The sequence below is a fragment of the Nibrella saemangeumensis genome, from assembly GCF_039541915.1.
Classification (GTDB): domain Bacteria; phylum Bacteroidota; class Bacteroidia; order Cytophagales; family Spirosomataceae; genus Nibrella; species Nibrella saemangeumensis.
The window spans coordinates 92,404-111,094 of sequence record NZ_BAABHD010000001.1; the positions used below are offsets into that span (position 1 = coordinate 92,404).

The window sequence follows — 18,691 nt, forward strand, 5'->3', positions numbered from 1 at the left end:
AAAACTACCACCTGTTTTTGTTTCGGGCTGCCGATGAGCCGGCAGATCGTCCACCCCGGAATGGTCGCAGCGATGAATAAGGAAGATCCTGGCCCTGCAAGGCATCAAGCAGCTTCAACGCTTCTTCCTCGGTCATATTAAGCTCGCTAAAGCGCTTCAGCTTCTCGTCTTCTTTTTCCGACCGCTCCACCGCCTGGCCTGACTGGCTCTGGAGCGAAGTCTGCTGTTTGGCGGCCTGCTTTTCTTCTTTGGAAGCTTGCTTTTTCGGTGGTACGCCCGAATATCGCTTCTCTATTAACTCAAAATTATAACGTGCCGGTTCACTTTCCGGGTCCTTTAGTAAAGCCTGTCTGAAAAACGCCAGAGCGGTAGCGCTATCGCGTTCGAAACAGGCGATAACACCCAGTTGGAGAGCGGCCATGGAAGCCAGATAGGCGTCTTCTTCCTGTAGCAGGGCCTCGTATTGCTGGCGGGCTTGTTGGTATTGTTGGAGGTGAAAATAACTATGTGCCAGATTGATTCGGACAGCAGCGTCGCCAGTGGAGCGGTTCAGAAAAGCGTATTGTTTGGCTGCCTGGGAGAAATCGGCGTTCTTGTAGGCCGCTTCGGCAGATTTACGGGCCAGATTATGACGCGAAATCTGGTCGATGGAGCGATGCTGCCACAACGAAAGAAAAAGGAAAATCAGCAGATGCGTCATACCGGCTTATACTAGCGAAGGCCAAAAATAGCTTAAAAATAGAGACGTTGGACATTGGACAACAGACAATAGATACGGCTACCTCCTGTCTAACGTCTGATGTCCAGTGTCTCTACAAGCTGAACGTACGCACCGTAACGACTATGTCAATGGTAATGAGCAGCAGAGCCGCAGCCAGAAAATAATAGTATTTATTGGTGGATACGGCAATTAGGCGCTGGTCGATGGTACGGCCCTGTAACGAGTGGAGCGCTCCGGCCAAATCGGTAATGTACTGGCTGTTGGCAGCGGCCTCAATGTACTGTCCGCGCCCGTCGCGGGCCAGTCGTTGAAGCGTTTCGCGATCCAGTCGGGTACGGACAATACGCCGTTGATCGTCCCGCACAAAATCACGGCCTTTGCGGATGGTACCGCCCGACTCGGTGCCAATGCCCACCGTAAACAGGGGAATGGCATAGGTCCGCAAGCGACTCAGTGCTGAACGATCGCAGGTGCCGAAATCCTCGCCATCACTAAACAGGACAATCGCCTTGGCACTTTGCTGCGTGGTTGGATCGGTAACCAGTTTTTCGCGGGCCAGTTCGAGCGCTGAGCATAGGTCAGTACCGCCGGACGGGGAAAGACTGGTACTGGCATCGTGAAGCATCCGGTTGAAGGCATCATGATCCGAAGTCAGGGGTGACAGTACAAAGGCGTCAGTCGAGAACAGGATGAGTCCGAAGCGGTCAGCCGCTAAGGTATCGGTCAGTTGCTGAATATCGTATTTGATGCGTTCAAGTCGGCTAGGAGCTACATCGGCGGCATCCATTGATTTGGATATATCGACGAGCAGGTAGATATCACGGCCCTGGGTGGTTACGCTCCGTTCTGCCTCCCCAAAGGAAGGGCCGAGCAGGGCCATCAGGAGCAGTAGCAGGTAACTGCTACGTAAAAAGAACTTTGGGATTACGGCCCTGGACGACGTACCCAATTGGCGGGCCAGCCGGAACGTCCGGAAAAAATAAAGACCGTACAGCAGCAAAAAAAGTGCGACGATGCTCCACTCGGTAATAGAGAAGCGATAAAGCCAGTTCATGAAATAATATATGCCGGAAACTGCGTACCGGGCTGACAGAAAATAAGTTATGAGCAGGTCTCCCGGCGGGCATTGTGCGAAAATAACGCTTAAATAAAGATTTTAGCATTATTTTTTGGCGAATAGCTCCGCAAACGCCTATATTTGTGTCCCAATTGCAGGACAGGGCAATACGGAGAGGTGCCTGAGTGGCCGAAAGGAGCAGTTTGCTAAACTGTCGTACCTCTAAAGGGTACCGCGGGTTCGAATCCCGCCCTCTCCGCCAGCTTGATAAAGCAATTGAACGGGGTGTAGCGCAGTCCGGTTAGCGTACCTGGTTTGGGACCAGGTGGTCGCAGGTTCGAATCCTGCCACCCCGACAAAATGAACGAGGCAGTTTGCAGTGAGCAGTAGCAGTTTGTCTGTATTCTGTGTGCTGCTAACTGCCTTCTTCATTTGGTCCCGTAGCTCAGTTGGATAGAGCATCTGCCTTCAGATTAGGAGCCATGAGGTTGGAAACTCCTCATGGGATGTTGTCAAATTCGGTGAAGCCTTCTAATCTTGAATGCCTGATTCTATGACAATTAGCACAAAGGAGTACACACTTATCTAACTCTCTTTGAATACTGGTCCATGACTGCAAACGTAATTTGGTCCAGTCGTGGTCTTTTTGGGATGGAGTTAAATGGTGAAACTCAAAAACAGAGTAATGGCTCTTGCTAAGGGTTAAATAACAATCTTGACAGGCGCCACCTTTGTAGACAATAGCTTTAATCTTCCGGTCAATCCAGCGTTTGATAGCCTTCTGATTAAAACATTGTTTACAGTAGCACATAACACCTTGGCTGTGCGTTTTCGACTTGTAAAATTCAACCAACGGTTTTAATGTGCCACACTTTGTGCATTTTTTCATAGGGAGGTAACAAGATTAATGGTAATGCCGAGCCAAGCCCCGGATTTTGGGGAAGGTGTAGAGACTAAATGGCAACCGCCTAAGTTCCGAAAATTTCGGGATATGGTGAAGACATAGTCCAGACCACAAACCCCATTGGGGGCAGCGAAAGCTGTAGCGGGTAAGCTAAGCAGACGGTCTTTGGTTCGAATCCAAACGGGATCACATTTTTACTTATTTAGTAGTATTAAATTTTACGTAAAATGGCTAAAAATCAACGTTTTAGCCATTTTTCTTTATCGCTCTGAATAATAAATAATACGGAAAAGTAAGGCCTATTCATCACCTGTTTCATCACCTGTATTGAATTTAACCGTATCTTGGGTTTAGGTATTACAAGATACAGTTATGAAAACCTATACAGAGAGTTCCGTTAAATTCTATCTCAAAGACCCCGCAGCCGACCGGCCAACCCTTATTTATCTAGCCCTTTATTACGACTACAAACGATTCATCACCTCAACCGGGCTAAGTGTTCTCCCATTGATGTGGGACGCTGAAGAACAAAAGGCGATTACTAATCAGGAGAGGGTTCCCAACAAGATTGGACGAAGAGACAATGAATCGCTAAACACTCACCTGCACCGATTCCGTTCGGCCCTGCTGAAAGTACTGAACGGACTTCAACTGGCACAAGTCTCGTTCGACAACAAAGTAATCAAACAGCAACTCGATAACGAATTAGGCCGTGTAAAGAAAGAACGGCACGGCAAGGTAGAGCCGGAACTAGAACAGGAAACGTTTACCGGTTACATCGAACGGTTTGTTAGTGAGGCTAGAGCCGGAAAACGACTGAACGCCAAAAACGCGCACTTCTCGCCGGGTACGCTAATCAACTACACCAAGTATAAAAATATCCTGATTGCTTACCAGAGTAAAACAGGCGGCTCACTGGCGTTCGATGCCTTTACACTCAACTTTTACGAGTCATTCAAGAAGTACCTTACTGCTGAGGGCAAAACCCTGAACTACGTGGGTGCCGTACTAAATGGAGTAAAGATGCTGCTGAAGTATGCCCACCGGGACGGGTTGCACCAGAACACCGACTTTCAGAAAAAGGAGTTTCGCAAGATTGAGGAAGAGGTTGATGCTATCTATCTCAATGATGCCGAACTACAGACCCTTTACAAACTCGACTTAACGAAAGACCTGCGTTTAGACCACGTACGAGACGTATTCTTAATCGGCTGCTACACTGGATTACGGTTCACCAATTACACGCAACTTCGGCCCGAAAACATCACCCACGGTGGCAGACTGCTGACTGTTCAAACCATCAAGAACGGTCTTAAAGTATCAATCCCCCTAAACCCGAATGTGTTAGCCATTCTCAACAAATATAACGGTGTTCTCCCACGCGCTTTATCCAATCAGAAGTTCAACGATTACCTGAAAGACTTAGGTAAAATGGCAGAGTTGAAGGAGCCAGTACAGCGAACTCGTACACTAGGAGGCATAAGGCGTACTGAAAATGCGGAGAAGTGGGAGTGGATAACTACACACACTGCGCGTAGGAGTTTTGCGACCAACGCTTTTTTGGCCGGTGTTCCTACTGTTTCGATTATGAAAATTACCGGTCATAAATCGGAATCTCAATTTCTGAAGTATATCAAAGTGTCAAGCGAACAAAATGCAATGATTTTACTAGAGCATCCTCATTTTTCTAGAACAGGCTAAATTAGTAATGTAAAATCAGAAAGGTAATGTGAATGAGAGTAGTAAAAAATAAAGTCAAGGATTGAACACTTTTATAATGAATTATGAAGAAAGAAGTACTATTTTGGTTTTCAGATAATGTAAATAGACTTTTGAGATTAGCAGAAAAATCGTTGGATGATTTTAGCGAAATTAATGAGTTTATCAGCGTATGTCGTCTAATCATTGAATATAGCCCCTATATAGATGAAGATGATGTGAACGGCTTCTCAATAGCTAAAGTTGAGTTTTTTTACGATGAGTTGTTTGATAATTTTATAAATATTACGGATGATAAAGTAAAGTTAAACTACGAAACATTTTTAAAGCAAAAGCTTGAGCCTTTGTCTGAAAAGGCTAAAATAGTAACTAGTAAATCTATCATTATAGATAATAAAATTCGCAAAGGTGAATTAGATGAAGATAAAGTTATTGATAATAAAGAGAATACTTTGTTTGGCTTTAATTTATACTTGGATGAGTTACTTGGATTAGTAGGTAGTATGAATAGAGTTCTCGATGAACATTTAGAAACTTTTATTAATCCTAAAAGTCAAAAAGTTAAGCCGAACGTAAGTAGAAAGAAGAAAGAATATCTAACTCATAAACAGCAAATGGTCTTAGCTGATATATTAGGCTTATTAAACCATCCTATTTTGGAAGGGCTAAATGCTACAAAAAAAGGAGTCATCTTGGGGAATCTCATGCAAATTAATCCAAACGATACTCGCAATATGTTAAGCAAAGAAACTAGACTTAATAGGGAAGATTTACGATGGGATAATGAATTGGATATAAACAAAGTATTAAGGTTTTTAAAGGAAAATGGAGTAGATAAGGATAGATTTGATAAGTAGTTTGTAGGAGTCATTTTTCCTACAATGTATTCCTACAGCCTCCATTGTAAGTAATTTTGCTGACATGAACTCTAAACAACAAAGTTTATGTTTCAGCACACGATTCAAGTTTCTATAACGCCTGACCAGTTAGTAGAACTGGTACGCAGTGCTATTCGTGACGAACTAGCAGCGTATATACCCCCCAGACCAGAAGGGCCTGACCTCCCAGAGTTTCTAACGCGCAAACAGACTGCAAAGCTTCTAAGTGTTTCTTTGCCCACACTCCATGAGTGGGCAAAGGACACCGAAGAGCGTAGCGCAATTCTCATTCCACAGAAAATAAATGGCAGGGTATTATACCGCAGGGCTGACGTACTTGCGGCTATGAAGGAAGTTAGAAGATTAAAGAAGTCAAACTAACACCTAATAAGGCCATGAATATTATACAAGGTTCATGTTTGATAAAGTTCGTTTTAGACGTGACTGGCACGTATTATGTAGCTGAAGAGCCTAATTTAAATTGTCCACAGGTTCCAAGTAGAGTACGCATTGAAGATAAACGGGATATATATAGCGGCAAACATAGCCTCTTCCTTAAAGAGTGGGGTGACGTAAGTACCAAAACATGCAAATTAATCCCTTTCATTTCTCCATTGAATCTAACTGGGCATCATAGATTATACATTGGTCAGGTTAGGACAGATGAAGAATGTATTCGTACAAAGGAGAATATCATAATAGTCTTACGGCTTCCCAACACAGACGAGCTACGGCTAAGGTTCTTTCCTGACTTAGAATTACACTCAATAAACCAAGAGCAACTAGTCTCAGAGATCATAAAAAACAAGCTGATATAATTCTCAAAAAAAGGCCGAGTTGATTCATCAGCTTTCAATTTTTTGTCACATATGTTTGATGGAATAAAGGTTCAGCAACTATCAATTGATATTGATTTGTTATTAAGAAGCGACTTATTTACATTTCCATTGTTGGTTGACAGCAAAACAAGCGAAATTTTAAATAGAGTCCGGCAGTCAACTTACAGAGGACTTACTTTTTCCTTAGTTCCTAAAGAAATTGGGCTGTATAAATGTGAGTTAAAAGGTAGCCTTCATAAATACAGTAATGGAGGAGTTCAAAACGCCAATGATTTTACTGCTGAAAGCTTATTCAACGTAATAAATGATTTAGTGAGCAACCTTAAGATTAACATCTTTTGTAGCAGGTTGAATAATGTGGAGTTTGGTGTTAATATCACTTTGCCGTTTCCAGTGTCTAAAATCCTTAAATCTTTAATTACATACAAAAATAAACCATTTACTAAAAGTTATGACTACAAGAGTCAATACTACCAATGTGCCTTTCAGCAGTATATTGTAAAAATATATGATAAAGGTAAACAGTACGGTTTAGATAGCTATACACTTAGATTTGAGATTAAAGTTGTGAAGATGCAGTTTTTTATAGAAAGAGGTGTCAGTATCTCAAGTTTAGCCGATCTTTTAGACATATCTCAATATGATAAACTTGGGTCGATCTTAATAAATACCTTTAAAGAGATACTATTCGATGATTTTTCAGTCAAGGCAGAAGGTCTTAAGCCTAAAGAGCGAGAACTATTGCTAAAGGGTAGAAATCCACGTTTCTGGCAATTAAGTGAAGAGCTATTAGGTAAGGAGTATGAACGTGAGAGAAAACGGCTCAAACGTGCAGAAAGAAATTTTAGACAACTCCTTAAAACATACAGTCGTAGCGAAGATTGGGTTCAATTAGTGACAGATCTGATTATGGAGAAGTGGCAAGCTATCTCAAGTGTGCTACCTGACTCGAAGGTTCTGATAAGAAGCAAGTTAGTAGAATGGAGAACTAGTCAAAAAACAGAAAAGTGTCCCAAATTAACCAGCGTTCTAAGTAAGAATTTGTCCGAAAATAACCATATAGGTTTAGAGTTATTTTAGACTATAGGAGGAGAATAGAGACAGTGCTCTGAGTGTAAATTAGCAATTCGCTTTTGTACCCTTACTCCTCTTAAGGAATCCCGGCGTGATGGTTTTGGTGAGAGCTTGGTATCAACTAGTACTCTTACTCGGCCATTCGGCTCTAATGTTCTCACAAGTCTAATACCGTATCGGGTATACACCGACATTACCGCAACACCACATTTTTTGGCGTAAATGGCCATGTTTTCGTATCTATCTAGCTCTTTTAGGATTTCAGACCAGTGAATTACTCTCTCATTTCTCCCACGCATATAATATAAGTAGTGTTTTAGTAACATAACAACTTTTCACCGAAAAAGTGACGTTTTAATAGTCCTAATATGGTGGTGGGGGATACTCGCTCGACTCACGCACAAGCGGCAAACCTTTCACAGAATTACCCTGTGGAAAGTAATTTACTAGAGCGAAGTTGGAGGGGAGGTAGCAAAGTGTGGGAGGAGTGTAAAGGGCCGGGCCATTTCCCCAAAGATCAATAGCTTCTAGTAGTAGCCCCCTTACTTAAAGAGAGCACTGGTAAAATATTTATACTTGAGCGGCTTATCTGCTACTATCGAAGATGCTGCGCACTATAAGCCAAATTCAAGTAGACGACACCATAATGTATATAGCTGATTATTAGCACTACCAATACAAAAGACGCAATGTTCACCTACCGATGAATAAACAGACATTTACTATCTGCTCAATTCCGTGCATATTTAGGAGCCTATTCCCACTGTAGATGACACCGGAAGCGAAAGCCCGCCAGAACATTGATAAAATGCTGACCCATGCGGGTTGGCAGGTGCAAGACCTCAAGCAGATCAATCTCTCTTTGGGTGGGGTGGCTGTGCGCGAATATCCAACCGACTCCGGCCCGGCTGATTATGTGCTTTTCGTTGACCGCAAACCGGTTGGCGTTATTGAGGCTAAAGCGGAGGGTACTATTCTAACACCTGTAGAGGAGCAGTCTACCCGTTATGCTACCAGCCGCCTGAAGTGGCACAAAGACAAGGAGCCCTTGCGCTTCTTATATGAATCCACTGGAATAGAAACCCACTTCACCGACAACGCCGACCCCATACCCAGAGCCAGAGACCTCTTCTCATTCCACCGACCAGAGACCTTGCGGGAGTGGCTGAAACAACCGGAGACCTTGCGTAAACGGTTACAGCAATTCCCCACACTGGACACCCGCAATCTTCGGGAGTGTCAGATTACGGCTATTCAGAATCTGGAAAAGTCCTTTGGTGATAACCGGCTCCGTGCTTTAGTGCAGATGGCCACTGGAAGCGGCAAAACCTTCACGGCTATAACATCAACCTATAGGCTTCTCAAGTTTGCTAAAGCCAAGCGAATTCTGTTTCTGGTAGACACCAAAAATCTGGGCGAACAGGCCGAGCAAGAGTTTCAGTCTTTTACACCCAATGATGACCAGCGCAAGTTCAACGAACTCTATAATGTTCAACGGCTGAAGTCTTCTTATATAGACTCCTCCGCGCAGGTTTGCATCAGTACCATTCAACGCATGTACTCGATCCTGAGAGGGGAAGAACTGGATGAGTCAGCAGAGGAAAAATCCCTCAACGAAGTCCAGCTAACCGCCAGAACCCGCGAAGTTGCCTATAACACACGAATACCCATAGAGACGTTCGACTTTATCATCATTGACGAATGCCATCGGAGTATTTACAATGAATGGAAGCGGGTGCTGGATTACTTTGATGCCTTCCTGATCGGCCTTACGGCTACCCCAGACAAGAGGACATTTGGATTCTTTAACCGCAATGTAGTCAGTGAATACACGTATGAGAGAGCCGTTGCGGATGGCGTAAACGTGCCTTTTGATGTATTCACCATTGAGACGGAGATTACCAAAAATGGAGCTGAAGTACGAGCCGGGGAGTGGATAGACAAGCGCGACCGGCAGACCAGACGTAAACGCTGGGAACAATTGGATGAGGACACGATATACACTGGAACCGCTCTAGATCGGGATGTAGTAAATCCTGACCAAATACGGACGGTTATCCGCACCTTTAAAGAGAGACTACCGGAAATATTTCCGAACCGTAAAGAAATACCCAAAACGCTCATATTCGCCAAAAGCGACTTTCATGCGGATGACATCATCCAGATGGTTCGGGAGGAGTTTGCGGAACGAAACGAGTTTTGCCGCAAAGTGACCTATAGCGTGGGGAAGAATGGCGGAGAAAAGCCCTCAGAAGTCCTACAGCAGTTTAGGACACAGTATAACCCGCGTATAGCCGTAACTGTGGATATGATTGCAACCGGAACGGATGTAAAATCTCTTGAATGCCTCTTATTTATGCGGGATGTAAAGTCACGCTCCTATTTTGAGCAGATGAAAGGCAGGGGGACACGCACCCTTTCCGGCGATGACCTGCGAAAGGTTACCCCTTCGGCACATGGCAATAAGACTCATTTCGTGATTGTCGATGCCGTAGGCGTATGTAAATCGTTGAAAACCGACAGCCGCCCACTGGAGCGTAAGCCGGGGGTATCGCTCAAAGATCTGCTATGGAACGTTGCCGTTGGCGGGGACACATCAGAGGATACCCTTACCTCTTTGGCAAACCGGTTGACCCGACTGGAAAAACAATTGACCCCTACAGAACGTAAGCAATTAGCCGATCTTGCCGGGGGCAAGACCATTAACAAAGTAGTTTCGGATTTACTGGATACCTATAATCCTGATCGTATAGAGGAGCAAGCCCGACAGCTTTGCAGCTCAACGGGTGAGTCAATAACCTCAGCCATTACAGAACAGGCGCAGCAATCATTGATCGAAACATCCATAGCCGTTTTTGATAATGCAGATTACCGGGACACACTTGAAGGTATTCGGCGCAACCATGAGCAGTTAATTGATGTGGTGAATCTGGATGCCGTATCCTTTGCCGGTTGGGACGTTACCATGACCGAAAAGGCCAGCCACACGGTACAAAGCTTTAGGGAATACATCGAACAGCATCGCGACGAGATAACGGCGCTACAGATCTTTTATAGCCAGCCAACCCGCCGAAAGGAACTGACCTACCAGATGATAAAGAGTTTGTGCGAAAAGCTAAAGACGGACAAACCCAACTTGGCCCCCTTTGCTGTCTGGAAAGCTTATGAGGCACTGGAGACGGTCAATGGAAAACAACCACAAAGCGAATTGATTGCTTTGGTTTCTCTCATCCGGCGCGTACTGGAGATTGACCCAGCGCTAACCGCTTATGATCTGACGGTGAACCGCAACTTCCAGAACTGGGTATTCCGCAAGCAGGCGGGAACCTTGAAGTTTTCGGAAGAGCAGATGGAATGGCTGAGATTGATGAAGGACTTTATAGCCAAGTCTGTTCACCTTGACCGTGAGGACTTTGAGCTTTCACCCTTCAACGGGAAAGGCGGACTAGGTAAGTTATGGGGTCTATTTGGGAAGCAGGCATTCCCAATTGTTGATGAATTGAATGAGTATCTTGCAGCTTAAACCCCAAACTAATGTCGAAGGTATTGCAATTACCTGAAGGTTGGAAATTGAAGCCGCTCAAGTCTTTGGCTAACATTTCATCTGAAAAACACCAGCCAACTGGTTCAACAGAATATTATATTGGACTTGAGCACATTCACAAAAATAGAGGTGTTGTGACTGAAGATGCTAGGGAGGAGGTAATTACGACAGTTAAGAATAGATTCAACGCAGGTGACATACTATATGGAAAGTTAAGGCCATATCTCAACAAAGTAGCTTTGGCCAACAGGAAGGGAGTCTGTTCAACAGATATTCTTGTACTTAGACCGACTATCTTGGTTGAACCAAAGTACTTATATCATTTCTTATTATCACGTCAATTTGTTAATGATGCTTCAGCTAATACGGCAGGGGTAAACTTACCACGTGTTTCGACAAAATACATTGAAAATTACCTTGTCCCCATCCCTTCACCATCCATTCAGCGACTTATTGTAGCTAAGATAGAAGAGTTATTTTCCGAGATTGATGCCGGAGTACAAGAGTTAGAGACGGCACTTAAGCGGCTGAAGGTTTATCGACAGGTGGTAATTAATTGGGCTTTTAATGGGAGACTAACTGAAGATTGGCGAAAGCACCAACCTCTACTTCCCTCTGCTGAAGTGCTACTTAAGCTTATGAGCTCCAACAGAAAGCAGGAATATGAAAAGAAACGTAAAAAGCTAAAACCGTTAGAGCCCATAACAGCGAGAGAAGTTAAAGGTTTGCCAATGCTGCCTAATGGGTGGTGTTGGGTTCGACCAGAAGATGTCTGTGCTCCTGAAGATTATGCTATTGGTATTGGGCCTTTTGGTAGTAACCTAAAGGTAAGCGATTACGTGGATTCAGGTGTTCCTTTAATCTTCGTCAAAAACATTACCAGAAACAACTTTACACTTGATCTGAAGTTTATTTCTCAATCGAAATACGATGAGCTAAAGGCACACTCAGCTAAACCGTTAGACATACTTATAACTAAGATGGGCGATCCTCCCGGAGATTGCGCTATATATCCGCAATCCTATCCAAACGCTGTAATTACCTCTGATTGTTTGAAGTTCCGTATTTGGGATTCCTATGTAGAAAGAAGGTACTTCAAATACTGTTTAGAATCTGATATAATAAAGAGTCAGCTAGGATTAATCACTCAGGGAGTAGCACAAAAAAAAATCAGTACAGAACGGTTCAAAACCTTATGTTTTCCACTTGCCTCTAGAGAGGAGCAAATACAAATTGTGGAAGAAATAGATTCCCGTCTTTCAGAAGCTGACTCAATGGAACTCACCATTCTACAAAGCCTTAACGACGCTGAAGCTCTCCGGCAAAGCATTCTTAAACAGGCATTTGAAGGTAAGCTAATTAATGAAGTAGCAAAAGAGGTTGAAGAGACTGTAAGTACCAGTCGCCGATTGACAGGTAAAAGTGAACAGCTATCATTATTTTAACTGAATCATTTTCTAGCATAGAATCAAGAATATATAAAATGAGTACCAACGCACTTGTACAGAAAGTTTGGAATTTTTGTAATACTCTTCGGGATGATGGGGTAGGCTACGGCGACTATCTAGAACAGCTTACTTACCTGCTATTCCTGAAGATGGCCAATGAGTATACCAAGCCGCCCTACTTCCGGGACACCCATATACCCGCAGAATACAACTGGGAGAGTCTTATTGATAAAAATGGTGCAGAACTGGAGGTTCAATACGTTCATATACTTACCGAACTTGGCAAACAGCCGGGGATGATAGGCCAGATATTCTTTAAGGCCCAAAACAAGATACAAGACCCAGCCAAGCTTTATAGGCTTATCCAACTCATTAACGCCGAGACATGGATTGGTCTAGATGCAGATGTAAAGGGAGACATCTATGAAGGGTTACTGGAGAAGAACGCTGAAGATACGAAGTCGGGAGCCGGGCAATACTTTACACCAAGAGCACTTATAAAGGCAATGGTAGAGTGTGTTCGACCTCAGCCTATGAAAACCATTGCTGACCCCAGTTGTGGCACTGGAGGCTTCTTTTTAGCTGCTTATGACTATCTGGCAAAGCAGGACTTAGATCGTGAGCAATTACAATTTCTCAAATATCAGACCTTCCATGGCTGGGAGATCGTAGCCAGTACAGCCCGATTGTGCCTAATGAACCTGTTCTTGCATAATATTGGTGACCTCAACAGCGAACCACCAATTGAGCGGAACGATAGCCTGATTGGTTTACCCTCCCAACGGTTTGATTATGTGCTAGCTAATCCACCCTTCGGCAAGAAAAGCAGTACTACCTTCACTAATGAAGAGGGAGAACAGGAGAAAGAGGTACTAACTTATCAGCGGCAGGATTTTTGGACTACTACATCCAACAAACAATTAAATTTTCTCCAACACATCCGGTCGTTGCTCAAGATTGATGGAAAAGCAACCGTAGTATTACCTGATAACGTACTATTTGAAGGTGGTGCCGGTGAAACAGTGAGGAAGCGGCTGTTACAAAACACCGACCTACATACAATCTTACGACTTCCCACTGGAATTTTCTACGCGCAGGGGGTAAAGGCTAACGTGCTGTTCTTCGACAACAAACCCGCCAGCAAAGACCACTGGACAAGAGAAGTGTGGGTATATGACTACCGCACAAACGTAAAGCACACCCTAAAAACAAATCCCCTACGACTGGAGCATCTGCAAAACTTTATCCAGTGCTACAATCCAGAGAACAGACACCAACGCCAAGAAACCGAACGTTTCCGGAAGTTCACGTATGAGGACATCATAGCCCGTGATAAAACGAGCTTAGACATCTTCTGGCTAAAGGATAATAGTCTCAGCGATTTGGATAACCTACCCAATCCAGACGAGTTGGCCGCAGACATTGTGGAAAACTTGGAAGCGGCTTTGATGAATTTCAGAAGTGTGATAAAGCAGTTAGTGTAATATAATATAGTATTAAAGTTATTTACAGGAGCTAATATTTACAAAATTTTGCTGGATCAGCTTAACTAATAAATAAAAGAGATATAATGAAATTTTCAGAAATTGGCGTAGAAATACAAGTGTCTAGGCAGCTTGAAGAAGCTTTAGCTAATACAAGTCTGCATATAAAGCGTCAAGATAGGTGGTCAATAACAGCTACAGATAAAATATTTGATATAGTTGTTTACAAAGAAAACCAGCCATTAGCAATTATAGAAATAAAAACAAATCTGTCTAATAAAAGTGTATTAGCAAATGCAACGGAACAAGTACGTTCAGCTATTTCTGTTACTAATTCTAGATATGGGATAGTAACAAACGGCGTAAATTATTTTTTTTATGATAGAAACTATAAAGAGCAAGACTTTATTGAACTGAACTTTCAGGATATTGTTTCACGAATAATAAAACCAGAGAAGGTTAAAGTATATAAAAAAGATAAAGAACTAATTGTAAGTATAATACTTCAAGCTGCCGAAAAACACTTACAAGAGAACACAGCACTTTTTGAATTTATAAAAAGTGAGTCTTTTCTTAAAAGAATTAAATTTGATGAAAAGAATAATGCTTTTGTGTTTTCAGGAGATGATCAGAATATTTCATCTTTTGAGAATCAGTTCTTTATTGAAATGTTAGGCCCATTTAAAGAAACACACGTATGTAGGTATACTTCTTTAAAGACAACATTTGATATAATTAATTATATTTCTTTCAGGATGAACGGCTTAGTTGGTATGAACGACAAATCTGAAATCAATTATGTTGAAACATACCTCAATAGAATTGAAAAGCCTCTTAATAAGGAAGATGAAAAAACTATAAATGACCTAAATAATAGATATATTACTTCGTGTTCAAATATTCTAAGGAAAGATGACTTAACTTTATGGAGGCTTTATTCAGAGGATGCTAAAGGAGCTTGCCTTGTGTTTGAAATAAAAAGCGAAAATCTGAACAATCAAATATTAATACAAAAAGTTAAGTACGCTGACAAAAATGGTTTGCATAAAGAGCTAGAGTTCCTTAAACAAATCAAAGATGAAGTTGAATCTGCTACAGGGTTTAATTTTGAATTCAGAAAATTAGGTTATTGGAAGCACTTTTTTAAACCCTTTGATTACGCAGTTGAAGAAGAAATTAGACTGTTAGTTATAGACAATGAAAAGCTAAATAAAATAAATAAAGAGTGGGTAACAACATATACTCATTCAATATTTAATCCTATAATTGACTTTAGACTAAATAGCAAATCGTTCCCCATTCACCTCCGGAAAATTATTTTAGGACCAAAATGTCCTGAACAGGATATTAATTGTGTACAAATACAAGAAATGATTAGGAGTAAACAAAAGGAAATAAAGAAAAAGAAATTAGATGCGAACTTCGATGAACTTGAGGTGGAACTATCTAAAATTATCAATTACCGATAATAGATGTACGTTTGCAGTAAATTGGGATTAAAGCATAACTAATAAAAGTTTTAGGTACACTTTTCAATATTTTACATTTAAAAGTTTATAAATGTGGACAGGTTAGACGAACTTATAATAAGGCGTTCAGAGAAAGTCAAACTAATGCAAGCAGATGGTGATAATGCTCATGAGACGCTTGCTAAATTATATGGAGATCCTACTCACTTTATTACCGAATTACTACAAAATGCAGAAGATGAAGGAGCAAAAAATGTCTATTTTACTTTAACAGAATCTGAGCTGATTTTTACACACGATGCTCCAAAGTTATTTGATTTCAACGATATAAGAGCAATATCAAATTTTGGAGATAACTATGAAAAAAAAGAAAAGCCGAATGCTATAGGTCGTTTCGGAATAGGATTTAAGTCTGTCTATTCGATAACTAATTCGCCCAGAATAATATCCGCTGAATATGACATAACAATAAAAAATTACAATATTCCAGAAAAGACGTATTCAGAGGTAAATTCGTATTATAAAGGAACGAAAATAGTCTTACCATTCAAAGAAGAAAAGAGAAATGAGATATATAGAATAATATACAATGAGCTTCAGGACTTGAACATGCTCTATTTACTATTTTTAACAAATATTACATCGATTAGTTGGGAGACCGACAATGATTTTGGTATCTATGAAAGAGTATATCACAATGAGGACAATAGAATAGTTCGGATAAATTCAGTAAGCAAGCAATTTAATTTTATACTTTTAGAAAGAAGTGTCAATATTGAAAAGAAAGACCTATTAGTAAAGATAGCTTTTCAAATTGATAAAAACGATAAAGTTATAGTTCCATGCGATAAATCACCCTTATTTGTGTTTTTCCCAACCAAGATCGAAACTAATTTAAAATTTTTGATTCATGCACCTTTTTATACTACACCAGCGAGAGAGGCCATTCAAAACAAAAGCACTTTTACGAAAATTGAAACAGATAATAGAAACGGATTATTAAGTGTCGAGTTAGGAAGGCTACTTGCAGAGGCATTAATCGTTATAAAAGAGCTTGGGTTATTTAATGTGGAATTTCTAAAAATTCTACCAGTTGATAAAGAAGTTTGTGACCGTTCTGAGATCTACAAAGACCTATATGAGGTAACTACATTGGAGTTTAAATCTGATAAACCTTACATTCCAACAAAAGATGGCGAGTATGTATGCTCATCAGATTCTATGCTTTCTGGAAGCTCTGATTTAGCCGATTTAATAAACAAAGGCCAAGCTAAAAAGCTATGGGGCAGAAGTCACTGGGTTGACAGGAGAATTACTTCTGATAAATATAAACAGCTTTGGGATTATTTGCATTATGAAATCGGAGTACCTAGCTATGACTTAGCAAACTTTGCGTCAAAGGTGGATAAAGAGTTTTTAGTTGAGCAAACAGACGAGTGGATCGTAGATTTTTATAAAGTTATACATAAAGCACCAAACCTTTGGAGGGGAAATTTTGGCTACTATTCCTCAGGGGTATTGAGAAATAAACCTATAATTAGAGTTGATACTGATGGAAAGATAGACCAAGTTACTCCCTTTAGGCGAGATGGTAAGCTAAACGTTTTTTTACCTACTGAGAGTTCAACAAAGTATTTAACGGTGAAAAGTAATATTGCAAGTAATGAGGATGCAAGGAAATTTTTTGAAGAGCTTGGAATAACTAAACCTGATTTATTTGCGGAAATTAATGAGTTGATTTTACCAGTATTACATAAGGGAGAATATTATGACGGCTACTTTGAAGACTTCGGGAAACTGCTTACCGCACTACTATCGAGAGATGAAGAAAGAAAAGAGCAGTTAATTAAAGATTTACAACAGTGTCCTTTTATTCTAAGTATCAATAAAGAAACGGGTGAAACAGGACTTCTAAGCTTAGATAATGTATATTTATATACTGAAAATTTAGAGAAATATTTCGATGGTAGTTTAATGGCTGATTTTGTTGATGAAGACCGTTACTTTTTACCGGAAAGCCACAGACTTATACTTCGAGATATTTTAAAGGCACTTGGTGTAATCAATTATCCGAGAAAGATTTTGATTGCCGATACCCATCTAACCGATGAAGATAAGAGGGTTTTAAGGACTACAAAAGATTTACATGATAAAACGTGGGATGAAGTTGAAGATTATACAATTGATGGCTTGAAACTCTTCTTTAAAAGTATCAGTTTAGAAAAGTCCGTTGCTTTATGGAATATTTTACTGTCTGTGCCTGATGACTACTTCGAGGGAAAATATTCATGGAGAAATCGAGGAAGCTATACTCGCGAACAGACATTTATTGCAAGGTTTGTTGAAGATCTTAAAAAAACTCCATGGTTATATGATAAGCTTGAGAAGCTTGTTGCGCCACAAGATATAACTTATGACGAACTTGCAACAAATTATGATATTTCAGATCTTAATAAAAGGCTTTTTTTTATAATTGGGTTTAAACTCAATGAAGTAAAGCTTATTGAAGAGAAAACCGGAGGCATACTTCTTGTTGGAAAAGAGAAAGAGGAGTATGAAATGTATAAGTTGGAGAAACAGCGACGAGACAATAAAGCTTTAGAGCAGGACAAGAAGAAGCTCTCAAGTTTTAATCCCATTTTTAGTCCAGAAGATGTTCCGCTTAACTCTGCCTTAATTACTGATTTTAAGAAAAATAAAGAATATCAAATTAAACAAAATGACAATACGTTAACGCACGTTATTGAAGAACATGGCTCTACAGTAATAAACTCTAATAAAGATAATCTGAGTACAACGCTGACTGAACAGGTTAGCTATGAAGTGCTTAAAAACATTGGAGACTGGGGACAGGCTTTCGTAAAACGAGCCTTGTTGAAGGAATACGAGTTAGATTCCTCTATAACTATATTAGACTTTAATGATAACGGTAAACTAGGTGTTGGATGTGACTTCGTTGTTAAAAGTGGCGAAGAAGTTGTTAGAATTGTTGAGGTAAAGTCTACGACGCAAAGCACTGAAAAAACCTTTTCTATATCTGGTACACAATGGGAAGTAGCAAGAAGATACTTTAATGAAAATGATGGAGATAAGTTCTGGATTTACTGTGTATTCAATGCCGGTCAAGATAATGCAAAAATCCTAAAATTAAATAACCCCATAAAACTTTGGAAGGAGGGTAATCTATTTGCGCATCCCATTGATTTTATAATCAATTTTGATTAACCTAATCAAATTTTTACTTCTCTATTAATTTTAGTCACTCATAAGAGCGTGTTGGGAAATTTCCTTTGGTTTAGTGAGGTATGACTGAATTAGCCTATTAAAAGGCATCTCAAGAGTTTAGTTAGCCAAAGAAACTGTGGTTTTGCGGCAATATTGGTCCGGCCGATTAGCTTTATCCTTAAAACAGACAAGCATCAGGCTCTGTAAATCAGTAGCCAAAATTTCCCAACACGCCTTTAGTTTTGAGCGGTGGTAAAATTTCAAGAATTTCACTTGTGGTAATGCTACTCTCAGTCAGGCACTTTAGCAAACACGTAAGGACAAAAGAC

At 40.8% G+C, this 18,691-nt stretch carries 11 protein-coding genes and 2 tRNA genes; 11 read left to right on the forward strand and 2 right to left on the reverse strand.

The features are described from left to right. Positions 1-4: 4 nt before the first annotated feature. Positions 5-700 carry a hypothetical protein gene (locus tag ABD949_RS00430; RefSeq protein ID WP_345239549.1) on the reverse strand — a complete coding sequence of 232 codons (696 nt, stop codon included), beginning with the start codon at positions 698-700 and terminating at the stop codon, positions 5-7. 112 nt (positions 701-812) lie between these two features. After that, positions 813-1,775 carry a vWA domain-containing protein gene (locus tag ABD949_RS00435; protein ID WP_345239551.1) on the reverse strand — a complete coding sequence of 321 codons (963 nt, stop codon included), beginning with the start codon at positions 1,773-1,775 and terminating at the stop codon, positions 813-815. A gap of 174 nt (positions 1,776-1,949) precedes the next feature. Here ABD949_RS00435 and ABD949_RS00440 point away from each other — a divergent pair. The 11 genes from ABD949_RS00440 to ABD949_RS00490 all read left to right on the forward strand — a co-directional run bounded on the left by ABD949_RS00440 (position 1,950) and on the right by ABD949_RS00490 (position 18,362). Further along, positions 1,950-2,040: transfer RNA gene (locus ABD949_RS00440), tRNA-Ser, on the forward strand. A gap of 19 nt (positions 2,041-2,059) precedes the next feature. Beyond that, a tRNA-Pro gene (locus ABD949_RS00445) sits at positions 2,060-2,134 on the forward strand. Positions 2,135-3,054: 920 nt separating this feature from the next. Beyond that, the gene (locus ABD949_RS00450; protein WP_345239553.1) at positions 3,055-4,383 is read left to right on the forward strand and encodes a site-specific integrase; all 1,329 of its coding nucleotides are present in this window, start codon (positions 3,055-3,057) and stop codon (positions 4,381-4,383) included. 83 nt (positions 4,384-4,466) lie between these two features. Then, complete coding sequence (locus tag ABD949_RS00455; RefSeq protein ID WP_345239555.1) at positions 4,467-5,258, forward strand: hypothetical protein; 792 nt, start codon at positions 4,467-4,469, stop codon at positions 5,256-5,258. Between the two features lie 87 nt (positions 5,259-5,345). Further along, positions 5,346-5,660 carry a helix-turn-helix domain-containing protein gene (locus ABD949_RS00460; protein WP_345239557.1) on the forward strand — a complete coding sequence of 105 codons (315 nt, stop codon included), beginning with the start codon at positions 5,346-5,348 and terminating at the stop codon, positions 5,658-5,660. 488 nt (positions 5,661-6,148) lie between these two features. Beyond that, complete coding sequence (locus ABD949_RS00465; RefSeq protein WP_345239559.1) at positions 6,149-7,198, forward strand: hypothetical protein; 1,050 nt, start codon at positions 6,149-6,151, stop codon at positions 7,196-7,198. A 763-nt stretch (positions 7,199-7,961) separates the two neighbouring features. Further along, positions 7,962-10,715: a type I restriction endonuclease subunit R gene (locus ABD949_RS00470; protein ID WP_345239561.1), complete on the forward strand. Its 2,754-nt coding sequence runs from the start codon at positions 7,962-7,964 to the stop codon at positions 10,713-10,715. An 11-nt stretch (positions 10,716-10,726) separates the two neighbouring features. Further along, entirely contained in the window at positions 10,727-12,181 is a 1,455-nt protein-coding gene (locus tag ABD949_RS00475) for a restriction endonuclease subunit S (protein ID WP_345239563.1), read from the forward strand. 38 nt (positions 12,182-12,219) lie between these two features. Continuing rightward, complete coding sequence (locus ABD949_RS00480; RefSeq protein ID WP_345239565.1) at positions 12,220-13,668, forward strand: class I SAM-dependent DNA methyltransferase; 1,449 nt, start codon at positions 12,220-12,222, stop codon at positions 13,666-13,668. A gap of 86 nt (positions 13,669-13,754) precedes the next feature. Then, a complete protein-coding gene (locus ABD949_RS00485; RefSeq protein ID WP_345239567.1) occupies positions 13,755-15,137 on the forward strand; it encodes a type I restriction enzyme HsdR N-terminal domain-containing protein in 1,383 nt (460 codons plus the stop codon). Positions 15,138-15,281: 144 nt separating this feature from the next. Next, positions 15,282-18,362: a protein NO VEIN domain-containing protein gene (locus ABD949_RS00490; protein WP_345239569.1), complete on the forward strand. Its 3,081-nt coding sequence runs from the start codon at positions 15,282-15,284 to the stop codon at positions 18,360-18,362. The last annotated feature ends 329 nt before the right edge of the window (positions 18,363-18,691 follow it).